Source organism: Acinetobacter guillouiae (assembly GCF_002370525.2).
GTDB lineage: Bacteria > Pseudomonadota > Gammaproteobacteria > Pseudomonadales > Moraxellaceae > Acinetobacter > Acinetobacter guillouiae.
The window spans coordinates 4,187,618-4,207,873 of the sequence record NZ_AP014630.1 but is presented as its reverse complement, the minus strand read 5'-3'; the positions used below and the strand labels follow the sequence as shown (position 1 = coordinate 4,207,873).

Genomic DNA, 20,256 nt, shown 5'->3' with positions numbered 1-20,256 from the left:
TTAATATATTTTCATAAGTGTAGGGCATATCAAACTTAAAGCTCATGGATGGATTTAAGTAGGGTGTGACAAGAATGGGTTAACCTATGCTCGATAAACGGTATCAAGTTTTTATTACAACATCTGGCAAAGAAATGCAGCCAGAACGGATGGTTGTGTCACAAACCCTTATAGGGATGGGGTTTTTTTCTTGGGGATTAGAACAACGGACACCATTAAGTACCGCATTTGCACGTCGTCAGATAGATGACTGTGATTACGTTTTATTGTTGTTGGGGAGTCAATATGGGGAGCAATCTGTTTCAGGAGTGAGTTATTTACATCTTGAATATATTTATGCGGTGACCAAACAGAAACCAATTATTGTATTTATGCATGAGAGTCCTGAATTTCGCGAACCGCATTTAAAAGAAGAAAGTACGCTGCTAAAAGAAAAGTTTAATGAATTTAGACATCAACTACAAAAAGAAGTTGAGCAAGTCGTTACTTATCGAACTTTACGAGATTTAGAACTTGCGGTACGTTCATATATGCCACAAATGCTAGAGCGCTATCCTGTTGTAGGATGGGTAAGACCTCAGAATATTCAAGTCTTACAAGATGAGATTGATCGTTTAAAAGCAAAGTTGGCACATGTTTCCGTAGAGCAAGGGAAAAAAGAAGCTGATCCATTTTTAACTTTACCCAAAGTTTCATTGCATGAAGTGTTTAATTTTGATTATCGAATGCATGCCTATCAAGATGGTAATTTTAAAGAGTTATCGCCAGCGCGTGAGATGACATGGGCAGAGTTATTGAAAATCTTATCAGTTGAATTTAGACAACCGACGTCTGAGGATTTTTTCTCTAAAGTCTTAAATGAATATTTGAATAATACGGGTTTAACCGATGCGCAAGTGGTGATGCCACGTGCGCATGCTGTGTCTAGAGCGCAGATTAATGTGCGTTCCTTGCATACGATTAAGCAACAAGTCCGTCAAAATGAATGGATCATCCCTGTGGGGCGTGATGATCGTCAGCGTATGCTCTGGCAGATGACGGATAAATGCGTGAAACTGCTTGAAAGTTCACAACGTATTAGCAGCCGCTCTTCAATTTTTTAAGTTAAATAAATTGAGTGAGTTAAGATAAAAAATTTTGTTTAGATAAAGACTCTGTTAAGCTGATCATTCGAGATAAACTATTCTGTAAATCGGGTGAAAATGTCTTTATCTAAACCTAAAGTCCTGATTATTATTGCTAATTTAGGGACACCAGATGCGCCTACAGCTCCAGCTGTTCGGGCTTTTTTAAAGCAGTTTTTATCAGATCAGCGCGTCATCGAAATTCCCAAAATTTTATGGGCAATTATTTTAAATGCATTTGTTCTACCTTTTCGACCAAAGCGTGTTGCCGAAGCTTATGCACAAGTCTGGTCAAATGATTCACCGATGCGTGAAATTCTATTTGCACAAGTTGAATCACTACAAAAAAAATTAATAAGTACCAATGCTGATTTAGATTTAGAGATTGTGCCAGCAATGACCTATGGGCGACCGGGTATCGATGCTGTATTGAATGATGCGAAAAACAAGCAGTATGACCATATTATTCTTTTCCCGTTATTTCCACAGTACTCGGCAACATCAACCGCCCCTTTATATGATGCCGTTGCACAATGGTTGTTAAAGCAACGCAATATTCCGGGTTTAAGTTTTATTCGAGATTATTATCAACATCCGCTTTATATTCAGGCCTTAGCCAACAGTGTACGGGACTATCAGCAGCAATATGGGCAAGCAGCTAAACTGTTGATGTCTTTTCATGGGATCCCACAGCCTTATGCAGATAAAGGCGATCCTTATGCAGAGCGTTGTCGTATCACTGCACTTAAGGTAGCACAGGCATTAGATTTAAAAGACGACCAATGGGCGATCAGTTTCCAATCCCGTTTTGGGAAGCAAGAATGGGTTAAACCGTATACCGACCAGCTCTTGCAAGAGTGGGCAGCGCAAGGTGTTGAGTCTGTTCAAGTGCTGAGCCCTGCATTTTCGGCAGATTGTTTAGAAACCTTGGAAGAGCTGGCGATTCAAAATGCTGAATTGTTTTTAAAAGCAGGTGGTCAACACTATGCTTACATTCCTGCATTAAATAGCCGTGCGGATCATATTGACTTATTTGAGCAACTTTTACAGACTCAATTGAATACACTCAAGTTTCATTTACAGGTATAGGGTTTTTTAGGAAAATTATCATGTTACAAGTCAAGATTGTACCCGTTACTGCATTCGCCCAAAATTGTTCTATTGTTTGGGATTCGGAAACCAAAGAAGCGGTATTGATTGATGCTGGTGGTGAGCCTGAGAAATTAAAACAAGAAGTTGAAGCATTAGGACTGACAGTCAAAGCATTGTGGTTAACACATGGTCATTTGGATCATGCTGGTGCGGTAGGTGCATTGGTCAAAGAATGGAATGTGCCTGTGATTGGTCCGCATAAAGAAGACCTGTTTTGGTTAGAAATGATTCAAGAGGTATCTGCCCGTTATGGATTTCCAATTCCTGAGCCTGTTCATGTCAATCAATGGTTAGAGGGTGGCGAAAAGTTAAGCTTGGGGGATGAAGAGTTTGAAGTGCGTTTTGCACCAGGACATACACCAGGCCACGTCATTTTTTACAATGCCAAATATGGTGTGCTTTGGACGGGGGATGTGCTGTTTAAGGGTTCAATTGGACGTACTGACTTTCCAAAAGGCAACCATCAACAGCTCTTAGATTCAATTCAGCGTGAATGTTTTACCCTGCCTGATGAAACTCAATTTATTTCAGGGCATGGTCCAATGAGTACCATTGGTTTTGAAAAGCAACACAATCCTTTTGTGGCAAGTAAAGCGGGTTAAGTATTCGCTGTCTGGCTTTATAGTAGAAATAAGAAATGAAAAATGGTGAGATAATCAATGCTTTACTCACCATTTTTGTTTTAAATGTATAGTTTATTAATGATTCAACATTTAGTAAGAATCTGTAATAGTAACGTGAATGATCTGAGTGAAAACAGTTCATAGAACAATGCTGTTTATGCTCATCTTTAAATAACTCCTGCAAAAGTCATTCATCTCATCATTGAAATAATATGCGTGGAGAATGAGAAAATTAAAATTAAATTACTCAATAATAGTGTTAAATTGATTTAAATCACCGCTACTTTACCATTTCCAATTTGATTAATAAGATGACTATTGCAAATAGAATTCCAATTGCGATAAAAGAAACATCGAGTGTATATACTCCAATAAAAGTAAAAAATGCACATAAAATCAATAAAATAGTGATAAATATTTTTAAACCTATAAACATTTAAATGCTCCTTGTTTTATCATGGCTGAAAACTAATCAAACTTTTATTATGTTTAAAGTATGAAATAAACCTGTTGTATCAGATCCACAGTCTTATGAAAAATGAATGATTACTGTGAAGTTTTAATATAAAGTATTTTTAATGTATTGTGATAATTAAGTGGGTTCAAGATTAGCCAGTAAAATGATAAAAATCTAGGAAAGCTTAAGAATCCTCAGTTTGCGGTGCATCTTCTGTAGGTAAGGTATAATCTCCATTGGCCCATGCACCTAAATCGATCAATTTACAACGCTCAGAGCAAAATGGACGAAATTCGTTGCCTTCCCATGTAGATGGTTCACCGCAGCGAGGGCAAGGAAAAGTTTTAGACATATGGAAATCCTCATTTAAAAAAGCAAAAACCGTAAAGAGTTGTTAAACTTGTGAACGATTTCTTGTTAGTTTGATCTGATTATGTCGATTCGTCAATTTCAAGCACAGCGTATGCATGCTCCTCGTGATTTTCAATGTATTGAAAATAACCCAATTTGTGTAGAAATTGGGGCAGGAAAGGGCAAACATGCCTTGCTCTTTTCTGAACAGCACCCTGAACTGAAATTGATTGCGATAGAAAGAACCCGTGAAAAATATATTGCCATGCAAAAACAGCATCAGTTGGAAGGTCAAACAAATTTAACGCCTATTCATGCTGATGCATTACCGTGGGTGGTGCATGCACTTTATCCCAATCAGGTACAACAGTTTTTTATTCTCTATCCAAATCCAGAACCGCATAATCCTGCGCAACGCTGGTTAAATATGCCTTTTTTTGAATTTTTGCTTTCCAGATTATCTCCAAATGGCAGCATCACTTTAGCCAGTAATATTCCTGAATATATTGCTGAAGCAGAACAGCAACTAAAAGATGTTTGGAAACTGCCTTATGAAAAACAAACGATTGCATCAGATTCAGCACGTACGCATTTTGAGATTAAATATTTAGAACGTGGTGAATTGTGTCAGCAATTGATTATTGCTAAACCTGAACACTATCAAACCCGTTTTGATAAGGTCGGGCCACGTCAGGGTAAAAGTGTTGAAAACCTATCAGAGCCGTCTGATGCCAATTAAGAAAATTGCCATCATCGGGGCTGGGCCAGCAGGTTTAATGGCTGCAGATGTTTTAAGCCAATCTACAGCTGATTATGAGGTTCATGTTTTTGAACAGAAACCTTCTGCTGCACGTAAATTTTTGATGGCTGGAAAGACGGGGCTGAATATTTCCCATGCAGAAGCATTTGAACAATTTATTCAACGTTATGATCATGTGGAATGGTTAAGACCTTGGGTTGAAAAGTGGGATGCGCCGTGGATTCAAAATTGGATGCATGGTTTAGGGATTGAATCTTATGTGGGGAGTTCAGGACGAATTTTCCCTGTAGAAATGAAGGCTGCGCCTTTGTTACGTGCTTGGTTAAAGCAATTGGCAGCGCAGCACGTTCAATTTCATTATCGTCATCAAATAATAGATTTAAAGCAGCAACAACTCGAAATTCTTGATCTCAGGAACAATCAAGCACAGCTTTTGAATTTTGATGCGATTATTCTGGCGTGTGGTGCTGTGTCATGGTCACGTTTAGGTAGTGATGGTGCATGGCAAAAGTGGTTGCCTGCTTCTGAAATTGAAGCGTTTCAAGCGAGCAATGCTGGTGTGGTTCGGGCATGGTCAAACTATATGCAGCCTGTCTTTGGTCAGCCTCTTAAACGTGTAGATGCTTGGGTGGAAAATTCTGCAAAGACACAAGGTGATATTGTGATTACCCATTATGGATTAGAAAGTGGTCTCATCTATAAGCAGGGGCGATTATTACGTCAATTGGTACAGCACAATCAACCGATGTCGATTTATTTAGACTTGTTACCTGATCAAACTGTTCAACAGCTTACTCAGAAATTACAGCCGTCCAAAAAGCAATCCAGTACCAATATCTGGCGCAAAGCAGGTTTAGATGCTGCCAAAGCCAATCTGATTCGTGAATTGGTGGATAAATCAGTATGGAACATTCCTGAAAAACTCGCACAACAGATTAAGCATTTAAAAATTGAGCTTGACGGATTTCGTCCGATTGAAGAAGCGATCAGCTGTGCTGGTGGTGTAAAGCAAGCCGTATTAACTCAGCATTTACAACTAAAATCCAATCCCTCTGTATTTTGCTGTGGTGAAATGCTGGATTGGGATGCCCCGACAGGAGGATATTTGTTGACGGCGTGTTTTGCGACAGGGCGTGCTGCGGGTGAGGGTGTACATCAATATCTCAATAGATGAGATTAGGCAAAAAAATGATGGTGTTTTGATTAAAAACGCGACTTTTATGCTAGTTTGATGCTATTGCCAATAGCCTTTGAAATAGGGAGATTTTCTCAATGTCTGCTGAAAAAATATATACAGGAAGTTGTTTGTGTGACGGTATTCACTATGAGATTCATGGTGAAATTGGAGAGGTGATCGAGTGTCATTGCCAACGTTGTCGTAAAGCCAATGGCACAGCATTTGCGACCAATGCGCCAATTCAAAAAGCAGATTTTAAAATCACCAAAGGTGAGGAATTATTGAAAAAATTTGCATCGACAGCAACAACAACACGTTGTTTCTGCCAAGAATGTGGCTCACCGATCATCAGTATTAAAGCAGAGACACCAGATACCTATCGTTTAAGAATTGGAACTTTAGATACAGCTTTAGAACAGAAGCCGACAATGCATATTTTTACTGCTTATAAAGCAGAGTGGGATACGATTTGTGACGGTTTACCTCAATATGATGAGCGTCCATAATCGTGTAGAAAGGGATCGAATAGATCCCTAACTTAATTGTATTGTTGTTATTTTGCTGTTAAAGCATCACCTTCAAATTTGATGCCATTCCAGCCATTTTGCATAAACTGGCGAATGTTCTGATGGTCTGTTGCATCAGGCGTTGCCAAAACAGCAGCATAATGCTCTGCAAATAGATTCAGTGTTTGTTGTTGATCTAAATCATTTAATTGTGCAAAAGAAAAAACTTTGGCACTGCCTTGGTTCTCAGTAGCAGCATTATGCTGTTGACCATTTTGGAATGCAGTCGGGGTGTGGGTATAACGAGCTTCAATATGACTGATGACATCTGCAAATTTTGCATCGCCTGCTTGAAGTTGTTTCAATAAATCTTGAGCCATGATGTGAAAATTCCGTGTTAAATCGTGCCAATATCATAGCCTATGGTTAAATAATTCAGTAATGCTATTTAATATTTTGAGATGGGCCATTCTTTAACCATATTTGCTAAAATAACAGCATCGAAATTCATAAAAATAGGTCGGTATGAATCGTCATAATATTAAAAATATAGATTCAAACTTTATTTTGAGCCTGATCGGTCTTTTTGCTGAATGCTCATTATTATTAAAACTACGCCGTATCTTGATGGGTTTTATTCCTTTTCTACAGCTACAAAGTCAGGTCAAGAATATTGTGTATTTGTCGTGGTTGGTGGATATAGATCAAGTTCGTTCACGCTATCCACAGCCTATTCAGTTATGGGAAAAGCAAGGGAAAACGATTTTTACCATACTGACATATCAGCATGAACATTTTGGTTTTTCTTTTTTAGGTCCATTACGTAAATTGATGCCATCACCGAAACAAAGCAATTGGCGCTTTTATATTGCCCCTAAACAACAGGATAAAACGGTGATTTTCGAGCAAGTTGTGATTGACCAGCAGCTTTATGTTTTGAGTGGCCGTTTGGCAAGTGATGCGATGCCTGCACAATATGCAAAGAAATTTGTTCATCAAGTCGCTGAAGATTTGATTCAAACAGAACTCGAACTTGATCCAGTTTATCAATTGTCCAGCACGGTTCAAATCAATACAGATCCGTGCTTGCCTGAGGCGTGGCAAAATTTATTCTGTTCATGGCATGAGGCCATTCAATATCTGGCTGAACAAGACCATGCATGGGTAGAATGGGTCGATCAACCTGAAAAATTATCACAAGGGGATATTGAAATGCCTTTTGATTTTAGTCAGGTTCTACCTGCTCAAGTGCTTAATATAGCTTGTCCTTTGCTACAACAATGGGGTGTTCGTGAACAAGATGTATTTGCCTTTGTTGTGCCAACTTTGGACTTTTATGTCAGAAATGAGTTGCCACTAAAATTAGATCGATAAGCTTCTCCATGTTAATCTGTGGATAACTATCTGCTTATACACAAGCTGCTTATAAACAAGCTGGGCTGTAAAAAATGGATGGTGGGTAAATGAGTAATTTAAAAAGTTTTAAGGATGTCTAAACATGAATTGGCTATTGGTCGCATGCGGTGGGGCAATTGGTGCAAGCTTACGTTATGGTGCAGGATTTATTATTTCTAAACCACATAGCCTATTCCCTTGGACAACATGGTCGATCAATATCTTGGGCTGTTTCTTGGCAGGGATTTTTTTTGCTTTTACCCAGCGCTATCCTATTTTACAGAATGAAACCCGATTATTTTTAATGGTTGGAATCCTCGGTGGTTTTACAACTTTTTCCAGTTTTGGTCTGGAAACATTCCAGCTCATTCGGCAGGGACAGTTTCCTATCGCTTTGGCTTATACCGTTTCTAGTGTAATTGTTGGTGTGATCTGTTTAGCGATTGGCTTTTATATTTTTCAAATGCTTTTATCCACAAAATAATGTGCAATATTTAAAATGAAAAAACCTAAGCTGAGGGAAGCTTAGGCTTAGACACAACATACAGTTCAATTAACGTTTAAAACGGGCAAAGCGCTTATTGAAGTTGGCAATACGACCTTCATTGCTTGCCTGACGAATTTCACCTGTATAGAAAGGATGTGAAGCACTGGATATATCGAGTGTGACATAAGGATATTGTGTGCCTTCATATTCTTTGGTGTTTGTTGTCTTGATGGTGCTACCAATAACAAAGTATGCATTGGCATTGGTGTCATGAAATAACACTTGACGATATTCTGGGTGGATACCTTGGCGCATGGTTTTAACCTCTAATTATTTAAACATGGTGTAATGTTATAATATTACATTTAACTTGTAAAGTACCTCATTTGATACGTATTCATGTTGTATATCGAACTTGGAAAAAAGTGAGATAAAAAAGAAGCCTAAGCAGGAGGATCTGGCTTAGACTTCAAATATAAGTTTAATGTAAAGTTTTATCCTTAAAATTAGATGAAGTGCATAACGAAATTTTTTAAAATGAATGCATTGATCATGTCACTTTTAAATGAATTGGATGCAATCGACTTCAATAAAAAACATCAATAGAACTTAGTCTTGTAAAGGCACCAGCTCTTCAAAGAGATCTTTTAAATTATCATTGACTTTAAGTTGAATCAGATTCCAGTATTGTCCTGAAATCGTGCGATTTACCATTAAGGTATCTGGTGATGGTTTAAATACATCCCAATACTTCAATGATTTTTTCACCAGTTTGATGCCATCATGATGTGCTGAATTTTCAGCAAAATCATAATGTGTGGTCAATGGTCGTAATAAAATTTCAAGCCATGCCTCATATAACTCTACTGGAAATTTACCTTTTTCAGCCAGTGCATCTAAAACGGTTAAATGCTCTTCAATCGTCACAATATCTTGTTTTCGTGCAGCTCTGACCAAGGCTTTAAAATGAGTAATGATTTCATTGGATAAGGTTTTTACACCGCCAAAATCGTAAATGATCACACTGCCATCTTCACGGAAAGCAAAGTTGCCAGGATGAGGGTCGCAATGGAAACGTTTTAAGAAGAAAATCTGTTGACCCAATGCCAAGATTAAGCGTCGACCAATTTCATTGCGCACAGATAAATCCCAAGTACTTGCAGTTTCAATACTTTCACCTTTTTCAAGGCTTAGGGTTAAGATGCGACGACTCGAATAGTCTGTAAACACTTTGGGAATAATAATTTTTGTGTCCAAAGCTTGATGGAATGTTCTAAAAACTTGTAAGTTTTGTGCCTCAATTTCGTAATTGAGTTCTTCATGTAAGCTGTCTTGAATTTCTTTAAATAAGCGATCTTGTAATTTTTTATCTACTTTTAAAACACCCATTAAACGTAATGCCAAACGAACCTGTTTTAAGTCACTTTCACATGCTTCATCTACCCCAGGATATTGTACTTTGACCACAACTTCAGTGCCATTTTTTAACATGGCTTTGTGAACTTGGCCAATAGATGCTGCTGCGAAGGGGTGTTCATCAAAATGCAGAAAGGTTTGATCAATCGGTTTGCCTAGCTCGCGTTCTACTTGTTGTTTAATTTCGGCAAATGGCATTGCAGGTGCTTGACGTTGTAATTTAGCAATTGCTCGTGCGACTTCAGGTGGAAAGATATCTTTATATTGCGAGGCGATTTGACCAACTTTCATCACAGCACCTTTCATTTCTCCTAAGGTATCTGCAATTTGAACACCAATATCTTGGAACAGCTTACTGCGGGCTTCATTTTTTTGTTCTTCATCCGCATTAAAGTTACGAATTGAATTTGATACCGTTTTCGTCGCGATACTTGCAGTCATACTCGCAAGTTTCATAAAGCGGCGACCTGGGGTACTGGTACTTTTCGACATTCGTAACCATCCTTTAATTGGGATTAAACGTTTAATTCATTTTGATCATAGGCGACTATTGTTAAACTGCCTACTCTAATTTGTTAAGCGTTTGTTTCTACTTGGCTATTTTTAATCTTAAAATATCCAGCATGCTATTGGTTTGTTCTCAGTGCTTTTGGATTAAAATATTCTTCAATATTTTAATCGTTGTTGGATCATGAAAGTTTATCGTTATATAACTGGTAAGGATGATGTGAATTTCTGTGCACGGGTCAGTAAAGCTTTAAATGACGGCTATGAGTTATATGGTTCTCCAACGATGACGTTTAATGGAACTGATGTCATTGTGGGGCAAGCCATCGTAAAAGAGGTTGGCAATGAATCTGAGATGTCTGAAAAGTTTCAGCAAGCCTATCAGCTTCAATCTGAGTAAAATAAAGTACACTTATAAAAAATAATGCTGTATTTAAACAGCATTATTTTTAGATAAACGCATTCAATATAAGCGCTTTTAAAATTTGAAATTTAAGCCTGACTCAACCTTTTATTGTTCATATACAGACGCGTTAATAATAAAACACAGGCAATGGTCAGTCCAATGATCAGTCCTGTCCATACCCCAGCGGCGCCCATATCGGTATAGCGAGCCAAATAAATTCCAACAGGGAAAGCGATGATCCAGTAGGCCAGCATAGTGATCCACATTGGGCCTTTTGTATCTTGCATTCCACGTAAACAACCCGCAGCACTGACTTGCCATGCATCCATAAGTTGGTAGCCAATCGCAAATAAAATTAAATATATTGCTGCTTGGGAAACATCATAGTCACTGGTATAAACAGACACAATTTGAGGGCGTAAAATCAACAGCAGTAACATGGTGATACAGGCAAATAGGGTGCTGGTCATTAATCCAACTTTCTGGACTTTTCGCATCGCATACCAATTCTTTTCGCCATAATACGTCCCTGTACGAATGGTCAGCGCTAAAGCCAATGACATCGGAATCATAAACAATTGCGATGTGATAGATAAGGCAATTTGATGTGCTGCAACAGTAACTTCACCAAGCGGACTGAGTACAATTGCACCTGTACTAAAAATACTGACCTCAAAGAAAATCGCCAAACCAATCGGTAATCCCAGTTTGAGGATACGTTTAATCAGTACGCGGTCTATTTTCTCAAACATATTTAAGGGTTGTGTAGCTTGGTAGCGTTTGGCTTTTAAAATATAAATGCTAATCGTGATGAACATGATCCACTGCAACAAAGCTGTTGCAAAACCACAGCCAGCACTTCCCAAGTGTGGAATCGGCCCAATCCCATACATAAAAATAAAATTCAGCGGAATTTGCACCACAAGCGCAACAAGGCTAATCACTGTGACAGGGCGAGGGTAGCCTAAAGCTTCTGAATAGCCGCGTAATGTTGAATACATGGTAAAAGCCGGCATACCAAAAGCAATCGCATGTAAAAACAAACTGGCTTTAGGCAATAAAGATTCAGGCACACCAACCAAAGGCAACAATAAAGGAATAATCTGTAAAACCAGCATGCCAATAATACCCAGCAATAAGGCAACCCATAAAGACTGGCGAACAATCGAAGGGATGTTTTCTGGGGTACGCGCACCGTTGGCTTCTGCCACTAAAGGTGTAGTTGCGATCATGATGCCACTAAACAGCAGCATGACTGGAATCCATAAACCTACACCAACAGCAATTGCGGCAAGATCTTCGGGAGACATATGCCCAGCCATAATGGTATCAATCAATCCAAAGCCTGCGGCAGCAAACTGAGTGATTAAAATTGGGAGCATTAAGTTAAAGAGTTGCTTTAATTCAAAGCGGGTAGTTGTGGCTTTTATCGATGCAGACACAGTAAATACTCGTTTTAAATGTGCTTAGAAAATAGATTGGTTAGCGTTGTAGAGTGAGAAGCACACCTATAAAAATCACCACGCCACCTAAAAGACGTTGCCAGTTTACTGGCGTTTTATCTGTACCCAGTAGTCCAAATTGGTCAACGATCATCGACATTGCAATTTGTCCAAAAATAATTAAGCCTGACAGGGTTAAAAAACCCAGTTTTGGTGCAGTATAAATGCTCATACTGATTGCATAAACACCTAAGCAACCACCTAGCCAAAGATACCAAGGTATCACTGCTAAACTTGAAAGGGTTGGTCTTTGTTCAGTTTGTACAATCACCAAAATAGCGAGCAATAGTGTACCAACTAAAAAGGATAAAAGGGCAGCTTGTAGTGGAGAATGCAGATATTCACGCAATTGAGTGTTAATTGCAGTTTGAAAGGTCATGGCAATGCCAATACCCATCGTAAGTGGTAAAAGGAACAATAATTGACTCGATAATTTCAGCATTCTTCTTCATCTACTTTTATTGTTAATGTTCAGTCTAAAGCAAATTGATGACTTGTTCTAATCGGATGGTAGAAGTCATGTTAAAATAATCACTCTCTAAACTTGTTCTGAGCTTTCTTTGACTGATTTAACACCTCAAAATATACCTTTGTCGCTTTATATCCATATGCCGTGGTGTGTCCGTAAGTGTCCGTATTGTGACTTTAACTCACATGCTGTACCCGATGGGAAGCTGTCTTTAGATTTAGAGCAAGAATATTTACTGGCATTGGTTGAAGACTTTAAAACCCAAGAGGATTTTGCTCAGGGACGTAAAATTCATAGTGTGTTTATTGGTGGTGGAACCCCGTCATTGATCTCTGCACAAGGTTATCAGTGGCTTTTTACCCAGCTAAAAGCTTTAGTCCCGTTTGAGCAGGATTGTGAAATTACTTTGGAAGCCAATCCAGGGACGGTTGAACATGATCCTTTTGCAGATTATTTAGATGTTGGAATTAATCGTTTATCGCTTGGGGTGCAAAGTTTTAATCCTGATCATTTAACAAAGCTGGGGCGTATCCATTCCAATGATGATGCTGTTTCCGCCATTCAACATGCCAAACAAGCGGGTTTTCAACGCGTCAACGTAGATTTGATGCATGGTTTGCCAGAACAGACTTTAGAACAAGCCTTATATGACTTAAAACTTGCAGTCGAAAATGGGGCAACCCATATTTCATGGTATCAATTGACCATTGAACCGAATACGGTTTTTTTCCGCACTCAGCCTATTTTGCCTGTAGATGATGTTCTGGAAACCATTCAAGAACAGGGTGAGCAATATTTAAAGGCCAATGGCTTTATCAATTATGAAGTGTCTGCATGGCGTAAAGAAAAACCGTCATCACATAATTTAAATTATTGGCAATTTGGCGATTATTTAGCGATTGGGGCAGGGGCACATGGCAAAATTACCCAAGCTGATGGCGTATACCGTTTTCAAAAAACCCGTTTGCCTAAAGACTACTTAGCCAAAGTGCCGGCTGAACATTTGCAATTTAAACGGATTGAAAAACAAGACATGCCTTTTGAATTTATGATGAATGCTTTACGTTTAAATGAGGGTGTTCATGCGCAAATGTATCCTGAACGTACAGGGTTGAATTTGTCTGATTTAGATCAGGTGATTGGTTCATTAAAACAGCGTAAATTGATGTTGAATGATGACACACAGTTAGCATGTACAGCGCAAGGTCATGTATTTTTAAATTCTGTGCTGGAAGCGTTTCTATAAATCTACAGCACAACAATTTAGCTTTTGTTATGATCTGACTTAAAACAATAATCTATTAAAAGTTAAGGTCATCACAATGAATAAGTTTCTAATCAGTATGTTATTTGCTGTGGCAAGCATTTCACTGGCATATGCAAAAAACGTTGTACCCCAATTTAGCGACTATCCTGTGAAAGCTGTGTATACAGGCAAGACTGCGAAACTTGATCTTTCAGACCCAAGCGCCAATATGTTTCGTACTCGACTGAGAGATGCATTAACACAAAAACCAGATTTTGCCGGTGAATATGTCACCACCATGTGGGGTTGTGGCGGGGGATGTAGAGTCTATTCTTTTGTCAATAAACGTACGGGTCAGCTTTTAGCGGATGGCTTTGGTGGTGAGGAACGGACTGAAGATGTGATTGCAACACGTCCAAACAGCCGTCTCTTAGTCACACAAGAAGAGCATATGGATCAAAACTATGCAGTGGATCAAGTGACCACACGTTTTTATTTGCTCGAAAAAAATCGATTTAAGTTGATTAAAACCATTACTCAACCCGCTTCTAAAACTCAATAGTGGGGGATGACAGAGTTTTTTGTTGGCTTTTAAACAGATCAATTTTTTTAAAGGCATTAAAACCTCAAAGTGATTGCTTAAGGGCATCTTTAAGTTACGGGTTTTTAAGACTGTGATTCCGATAAAAGTGAATGAATATCACTGTAGTGCAGCTTGTAATACCATATCTTAAATGAACAAAAGAGCGCCGCAGCGCTCTTTTGTTTTTCTTCTCGAAAAGTTAAATTTTAGTAATCAAAACTAAAATGTTCTGCATCAAGTGCCATCATGGTACGAGATGGATTCACCATAGACTCAGCATGACCTTGTGAACGTGGTAATAATTGTTCAAAGTAGAAATCTGCAAGTTTGATTTTTGCTTTATAGAACTCAGGAACTTCAGCACCATTACCAGACGCTAATTTTTCAGAAGCGACTGCTGCTTGTTGCGCCCAGTAGTAAGCCATCATTGCATAACCAGAGAACATCAGGAAATCGACAGAAGCAGATGATACGATTTCACGGTCTTTGCGAGCTGCAAGCATGATACGAACAGTTAAAGCATTCCATTGCGCACAGATCTTGGTTAAATCCCAGGCAAAACGACGCATATATTTGTTACGTGCATGTTGACCACAGAATTTCAAGATTTCAGCGGTATATTCACGAACCACTTTACCTTTAGATGAAAGCAGTACTTTACGACCAATTAAATCAAGTGCTTGAATACCAGTTGTACCTTCGTACAAGGTAGAGATACGCGCATCACGTGCAATTTGTTCCATGCCATGCTCTTTGATATAGCCATGACCACCAAACACTTGCATACCCAAATTCGCAGATTCAAGTCCCATTTCTGTTAAGAAACCTTTGAGAATCGGGGTATAGAAACCAAGCTTATCATCATATTCTTCAAATTTTGCTTGATCACCTTGTAACATTGCATCAGTCATTTTATCTGCAAGCTGAGCTGCATGATAAATCATGGCACGACCGCCTTCTGCAAATGCTTTTTGAGTCAAAAGCATACGACGTACATCAGCATGGTGAATGATTGCATCAGCCACTTTATCTGGATCTTTTTTACCAGATAGAGCACGCATAGACATACGGTCTTTTGCGTATGGTAAAGCACCTTGGAATGATAATTCCGCGTGAGCAAGGCCTTGTACAGCAGTACCAATACGTGCTGTGTTCATGAAGGTGAACATTGCATGTAAGCCTTTATTCACTTCACCAATCAGATAACCTGTTGCGCCATCAAAGTTCAATACTGCAGTTGCAGATGCACGAATCCCCATTTTGTGTTCAATAGAACCACAAGTCACAGGATTACGTTCACCCACTGTACCTTCAGCTGTAGGGATGAATTTAGGCACAATAAACAATGAAATACCTTTAGTACCTGCGGGTGCATCTGGAAGACGCGCAAGAACGATATGGATAATGTTTTCAGTTAAATCATGTTCACCGGCAGAGATGAAGATTTTTGTCCCTGTAATTGCATAAGTACCATCAGCATTAGGTTCAGCCTTAGTTTTTACTTGACCTAAGTCTGTACCACATTGTGGTTCAGTCAGACACATTGTTCCTGACCATGTACCCGCAGTCAGGTGTGGCATATAGGTATTTTTTTGTTCGTCTGTACCAAATTGCAGGATGGTATTCATACATCCCATGCTCAAACCTGGGTACATGGTGAATGACCAGTTTGCAGTCCCCATCATTTCAGATTTGATCAGGTTTAATGACATCGGCAAACCTTGACCACCAAACTCTTCAGGATAAGACAGACCTTGCCAGCCACCTTGAATAAATTGGTTATAAGCTTCTTTAAAACCTTTTGGTGTCGTGACTTCACCATCTTTAAAATGACAACCTTCTTCGTCACCAGATTGATTCAGTGGAGAAAGTACATTTTCACAAAAATCTGCAGCACCTTCTAAAATCATATCGACAGTATCAGCATCGGCATTTTCGCCAATTGATAGTGTTTTATAATGTGCAGAATAGTCAAAAACTTCATTCATTAAAAAACGTATGTCACGGAGCGGCGCTTTATATGCTGGCATGTGTTTAATCCTAATTTAAAAATAGTTTTGGATTTTCAATCTATAGCTTCATTATTCATAATCATATGGGAATTACATTGATAAGACTCTCTAAAAAAATTGTCAGAAATGCGAATTTGGTAGAAAAAGCACATGTGAATTTGTTGATTTTTTGATAGTCTTGTACACTTTGTTTTTTTATTGTTTCATTGTTATTTTTATTGTCATTATAATATTCAAGTGGGTAGATCTATCATGCATTTAAAAAAATTAACATTGTGTTTATTGGGTTTGAGTTTATCAGCATGTTCTACACATGTGATTAAAAGCAATGCTTTAAATGCAGATCAAGACGCTCCGCAACGTGCAATTCAAGGCTTTAATGCCTTATATGAATATCCAAATTTTGATTATCGTGGACAAGTCAAGGTTCGACTTGATAGCGCTCAGAAAGCCAACGCAGCTGATACAAAGCAATTAGATCCTACAATTGAAAAAAAGGTCAATCAGTATCTAAGAGATCAAAAAATCAAATTAACCGATGCACAGAAAAAAGAACTTTATCAAGCAATTGCTAAGCAAGATTCTAAGTATTCAAATCGCTTTGTTGGTATTGGGGCAGATGTTGTACAAAATATCGTGAATGATATACAGATTCGTTATGATGGAACTGTGAATTATCGTCAGAAAATGGCATCGTTTAACTTAGAAACGCAGTATAAAAAACCTAACCTTTCTGTGGAAATGCGTGTTCCTACAGTATTGGATCTGAATAATTATAAATTTTATACTCATATTTTTTCTTTAATGCCTTATTTGGCCAATACACAAGATCAGAATAAATATGCCTATTATGATTTCTCTAAATACAAAAATGATATTGCCAAGGTAAATGGAAAAGCCTTGGTTGAGTTTCTTAAACAATCAGGCGCAACCTCTTATTTGATCGCTTCTCCGAATCAAATTGAAAATCTTGCAGTGAGTTCAGCTGAGAAGCAAGCGGGTGTGGTTGAAAAAATCCGCTTAAATACCAGCATTGAAGAAATGTTTTTGCAAGGGCAATTGTATTCTACAGTGAATCGTCAATATTTCATGAATTCAGTGCTTGGATTGAGTCCTACAAATATTGCAAAACTCTTAGATACTGCTGGAGAAAGCCAATCAAGCGATGCTGCTAACGATGCAGCACAAGCTGCAATGAAAGCAGTAGAAGAAGCCTCAGCGGGGATCAATACTGATGATGCGGGAGTGGCTGATGCCGCTAGCGCCATGTATCAACTTTATAGTGCAGTCAATCGTCAATCTCATGAAGCGTCTGAAGAAGAGGTGGACGCTGTTTATGCAGATGCACAAGACGCGGCTAAAAAAGCAGTTGAAGATGATGAAGACTATGCCACTAGCCAAGCTTCTGATGTTGTCGATCAGGAAGATGATAACGTTGAAGCTGAGTCTGAAGACGCATCAGCAGAGCGTCAGAAAATTTTAACTGAACAACAATGTGAAGACTTAACAAAAGCAAAAGCTCATCCACGTTTTGGTGATGTGGAATATTGTCAGTATCATTATGAAATTGATGTTTTAAGTGCTGAAGCAAAGAATGATGCATCTTCAGCCAGTAAAGCTTTACAGCAGCAAAGTAATGCAGCGCTTGTCAAAACCTTTACAGGCTATGCTAAAGATCAGTTGGTTGATGCTCAACAATTTAAACAATTGTGGAATCAACATCATACTGAAGTTGAAGCCAGTTTGCCGCCTAAAAATAAACGTAATCCTTTAATCGTTGATCTGTTTTTAGATAACAAAGGCCGGGCGGTAAAAGCAGATTATGATTTGGGTGTGGATTTTGATAAATTAAATCGTAAACTGAATGTTAAGATGGATATGCAATTCCTTAATTATGGAAATGCCAGCAAGATCGACCAGAGCGTTTTACAGCAAGCCAAACCATTTAAAGATATCTTTAAAGGCAGCATTATGGAGCAAGCTGTAGGCGGTATTGCGGGTGTTTCAGGTGATACAGGTAGTCATTCAGAACAAAAATACTTAACTTTAGATGAGCGGTTAGCGCAGTTGGCTGAACAAGTTTATACACAAACGGGTTCTTATGAAAAAACCTATAAAGCCGTATTTATTGCCAAACTGACTGCAGAAAAACCTGAGCTAATCAAACAATACTCTGCTCAAGATTTACAGGAAATTGCAGCGATTTATGCTTATTCTTATTCTGATGAAGAGATTTACAATCCGAAAGGTCAGGCTTTAAAACAGATCCAAACTTTACAGAAAAAGCATCATTTGGAAGATGACCACCAATATGATGATGGACTTGGAAATGCTGTTGATGAGATCGTGGCTAAAGTCTGGAAAGATAAACAAAGTGTTTTAGAAATTCAGAATTTAGTTAAGAAATACAAAACCACTGAAGCCGTTTTTGCGCAATATTATATGCAGAAGTTTGAAGCAGAAAATGAGATTGAAAAAGGGCAACGCGCTGATTTTATTAAAACAGCGAAGATTTTAGCCAAGTCTTATACTGCATTTAAACACAATAAATTTAACGATCAGGTTGTGGCTGGCTTGGATCAAGACGCGACTGAATTTATTGATTATGATTTATTTAAGCAAACCTATCAGATCTTGAGTGATGCCAAGTTAAAGTAATTTGTCTTGGTTTGGTTAAAAAGAACCTCAATTGAGGTTCTTTTTTATGGTTTTTTTAATCAAAGATGCATATCCATGATTAAAGAAAATCTTTTAAATTTGGACGAACCCCATTCCAAATATAAAAGGCTTCGATGGCTTGTCCAACCAACATACCGAAGCCTTCTGAGCTTGGAATCTGACGCGCTTTGGCTTGATCGATAAAACTTGAAGGTTTGCCATAGGCCATTTCATAAGCATGGTGAAAGGTTAAGGTTTCAGGAAGAATCAGTGCATCACCCGTTAAGCTTGCTGAAGTCGCATTGATAACAAGATCAAATTGCCCATCTAATTCATCTAGGCTGCAAGCGGAAAGTTCTGCTTTAGGAACAGCGCTTTGTAAATCTGCCACCAATTGTTCTGCACGTGAACGGGTACGGTTGGCAATCACAATCTTTTTAGCCCCCGCTTTTACCAGAGGGTAAACCACGCCGCGAGTTGCACCGCCTGCACCAATAATCAAAATATCTGTGTTTTCTAAAGTCCAGTCTAGCGCTTTAATCGCATCGACTAAACCTTGTCCATCTGTATTGTCACCATGCAAAATGCCGTTTTCCATCCAAAGCGTATTGACTGCCTTAGCGATTTTTGCACGTTCTGTCAGTTGTTGGCATAAGGCAAAAGCTTGTTCTTTAAATGGCACAGTAACATTCATACCTACGCCATTGTGAGCAAAGAATTCATTTACACTTGCAGTAAAGCCATCGAGTGGGGCAAGACGTTTTACATAGTTGAGATCAATACCAGTCTTTTCTGCAAAGGCATGGTGTAGTTCAGGTGAACGAGAGTGTTCAATCGGATTTCCAATGACTGCGAATAGTTTACTCATGCCAAATGTCCAAGTATTGATTGTGTTGATTTTTAGAGAATCTCGACAATATACGTGAAAATGGATGATACAACCAAACTATATGCGGTTTAGCTTATGCTAAAATTTGAATAAATTGATGATTTAGAGCGCTTTTTTAATCGCGCTAAAGCTGGTTTTTAAGAGGAAGGTTTTTTGGGAAATGTTGTGTTTCAAGAATGATACTTTATGGATTGCAAACTGACTCTAAGAAATCAAGAAAAATCATAGCAAAAACAACAAGAAATCCAGCAGATAAAACAACACTAGAAGTAATTGAGATGCTGTCAGACACATGGTTGTTAGAGATAATGGTGGTTGAAATGGAACATGCTAATAAAAATAAAATACTGAATGAAAGTGTAACCTTGTGATTTTCTAATAAATTCCTCATACCTACCTCTGGTTTCTACCGCTATAATAATCTTTAAATGCTAAGACTTTATCAAAAAATTAAGGAAATTTTAAGGTTGGTATCTTAGTCAGGTTTGAGCATATATTAAATTAAAAAAGTGTCCTTATCGTGAATTATTCTCATT

At 38.4% G+C, this 20,256-nt stretch carries 20 protein-coding genes; 12 read left to right on the top strand and 8 right to left on the bottom strand.

The genetic code is table 11. The features are described 5' to 3' along the window. Positions 1-86 precede the first annotated feature (86 nt). The 3 genes from AS4_RS19670 to AS4_RS19660 all read left to right on the top strand — a co-directional run bounded on the left by AS4_RS19670 (position 87) and on the right by AS4_RS19660 (position 2,878). Complete coding sequence (locus AS4_RS19670; RefSeq protein ID WP_096735246.1) at positions 87-1,103, top strand: DUF4062 domain-containing protein; 1,017 nt, start codon at positions 87-89, stop codon at positions 1,101-1,103. A 99-nt stretch (positions 1,104-1,202) separates the two neighbouring features. Beyond that, on the top strand, positions 1,203-2,213 hold the full coding sequence (hemH, locus tag AS4_RS19665; protein ID WP_096735245.1) for a ferrochelatase: 1,011 nt from the start codon (positions 1,203-1,205) through the stop codon (positions 2,211-2,213). Positions 2,214-2,233: 20 nt separating this feature from the next. Continuing rightward, positions 2,234-2,878: an MBL fold metallo-hydrolase gene (locus AS4_RS19660; RefSeq protein ID WP_096735244.1), complete on the top strand. Its 645-nt coding sequence runs from the start codon at positions 2,234-2,236 to the stop codon at positions 2,876-2,878. 662 nt (positions 2,879-3,540) lie between these two features. Here the strand turns inward: AS4_RS19660 and AS4_RS19655 are convergent. Further along, positions 3,541-3,708 (bottom strand): DNA gyrase inhibitor YacG, encoded by a 168-nt coding sequence (locus AS4_RS19655; protein ID WP_096735243.1) that lies wholly within the window; start codon positions 3,706-3,708, stop codon positions 3,541-3,543. Positions 3,709-3,783: 75 nt separating this feature from the next. Here AS4_RS19655 and AS4_RS19650 point away from each other — a divergent pair, with 75 nt between their 5' ends. The 3 genes from AS4_RS19650 (at position 3,784) to AS4_RS19640 (ending at position 6,150) form a co-directional block, all read left to right on the top strand. Then, positions 3,784-4,446: a class I SAM-dependent methyltransferase gene (locus AS4_RS19650; protein WP_171478453.1), complete on the top strand. Its 663-nt coding sequence runs from the start codon at positions 3,784-3,786 to the stop codon at positions 4,444-4,446. Further along, a complete protein-coding gene (locus AS4_RS19645) occupies positions 4,436-5,641 on the top strand; it encodes a TIGR03862 family flavoprotein (protein ID WP_096735241.1) in 1,206 nt (401 codons plus the stop codon). The genes AS4_RS19650 and AS4_RS19645 overlap by 11 nt, the downstream gene beginning before the upstream one ends. Positions 5,642-5,739: 98 nt before the next feature. After that, positions 5,740-6,150 (top strand): GFA family protein, encoded by a 411-nt coding sequence (locus AS4_RS19640; protein ID WP_004725587.1) that lies wholly within the window; start codon positions 5,740-5,742, stop codon positions 6,148-6,150. 47 nt (positions 6,151-6,197) lie between these two features. Here the strand turns inward: AS4_RS19640 and AS4_RS19635 are convergent, their stop codons facing one another. Beyond that, a complete protein-coding gene (locus AS4_RS19635; protein WP_096735240.1) occupies positions 6,198-6,530 on the bottom strand; it encodes a HopJ type III effector protein in 333 nt (110 codons plus the stop codon). Between the two features lie 145 nt (positions 6,531-6,675). On the opposite strand from AS4_RS19635, the gene AS4_RS19630 reads away from it, so the two are divergent. Further along, positions 6,676-7,524, top strand: a complete 849-nt coding sequence (locus AS4_RS19630) for a DUF2071 domain-containing protein (RefSeq protein WP_096735239.1) — start codon at positions 6,676-6,678, stop codon at positions 7,522-7,524. A gap of 124 nt (positions 7,525-7,648) precedes the next feature. After that, on the top strand, positions 7,649-8,029 hold the full coding sequence (gene crcB, locus AS4_RS19625) for a fluoride efflux transporter CrcB (RefSeq protein ID WP_034616430.1): 381 nt from the start codon (positions 7,649-7,651) through the stop codon (positions 8,027-8,029). Positions 8,030-8,098: 69 nt separating this feature from the next. On the opposite strand, the gene AS4_RS19620 is transcribed toward crcB, so the two are convergent. Both AS4_RS19620 and AS4_RS19615 read right to left on the bottom strand, forming a co-directional pair. After that, positions 8,099-8,347, bottom strand: a complete 249-nt coding sequence (locus AS4_RS19620; RefSeq protein WP_004816804.1) for a type B 50S ribosomal protein L31 — start codon at positions 8,345-8,347, stop codon at positions 8,099-8,101. 294 nt (positions 8,348-8,641) lie between these two features. Then, positions 8,642-9,940, bottom strand: a complete 1,299-nt coding sequence (locus AS4_RS19615; protein WP_096735238.1) for an ABC1 kinase family protein — start codon at positions 9,938-9,940, stop codon at positions 8,642-8,644. 199 nt (positions 9,941-10,139) lie between these two features. Between AS4_RS19615 and AS4_RS19610 the strand changes: the two genes are divergently transcribed. Then, positions 10,140-10,355: a DUF1737 domain-containing protein gene (locus AS4_RS19610; protein ID WP_096735237.1), complete on the top strand. Its 216-nt coding sequence runs from the start codon at positions 10,140-10,142 to the stop codon at positions 10,353-10,355. Between the two features lie 92 nt (positions 10,356-10,447). Here the strand turns inward: AS4_RS19610 and AS4_RS19605 are convergent, their stop codons facing one another. Further along, entirely contained in the window at positions 10,448-11,803 is a 1,356-nt protein-coding gene (locus AS4_RS19605; protein ID WP_096735236.1) for an MATE family efflux transporter, read from the bottom strand. 40 nt (positions 11,804-11,843) lie between these two features. Next, complete coding sequence (locus tag AS4_RS19600; protein ID WP_096735235.1) at positions 11,844-12,305, bottom strand: DMT family transporter; 462 nt, start codon at positions 12,303-12,305, stop codon at positions 11,844-11,846. Between the two features lie 118 nt (positions 12,306-12,423). On the opposite strand from AS4_RS19600, the gene hemW reads away from it, so the two are divergent. After that, complete coding sequence (gene hemW, locus AS4_RS19595) at positions 12,424-13,578, top strand: radical SAM family heme chaperone HemW (protein WP_096735234.1); 1,155 nt, start codon at positions 12,424-12,426, stop codon at positions 13,576-13,578. Positions 13,579-13,654: 76 nt separating this feature from the next. After that, positions 13,655-14,140 carry a hypothetical protein gene (locus AS4_RS19590; RefSeq protein WP_096735233.1) on the top strand — a complete coding sequence of 162 codons (486 nt, stop codon included), beginning with the start codon at positions 13,655-13,657 and terminating at the stop codon, positions 14,138-14,140. Between the two features lie 227 nt (positions 14,141-14,367). Here AS4_RS19590 and AS4_RS19585 read toward each other — a convergent pair whose 3' ends face one another. After that, positions 14,368-16,191: an acyl-CoA dehydrogenase C-terminal domain-containing protein gene (locus AS4_RS19585; RefSeq protein WP_096735232.1), complete on the bottom strand. Its 1,824-nt coding sequence runs from the start codon at positions 16,189-16,191 to the stop codon at positions 14,368-14,370. Positions 16,192-16,425: 234 nt separating this feature from the next. On the opposite strand from AS4_RS19585, the gene AS4_RS19580 reads away from it, so the two are divergent. Continuing rightward, positions 16,426-18,831: a hypothetical protein gene (locus AS4_RS19580; RefSeq protein WP_096735231.1), complete on the top strand. Its 2,406-nt coding sequence runs from the start codon at positions 16,426-16,428 to the stop codon at positions 18,829-18,831. Positions 18,832-18,910: 79 nt separating this feature from the next. Here the strand turns inward: AS4_RS19580 and aroE are convergent, their stop codons facing one another. Further along, a complete protein-coding gene (aroE, locus tag AS4_RS19575; RefSeq protein ID WP_096735230.1) occupies positions 18,911-19,699 on the bottom strand; it encodes a shikimate dehydrogenase in 789 nt (262 codons plus the stop codon). Between the last annotated feature and the right edge of the window lie 557 nt (positions 19,700-20,256).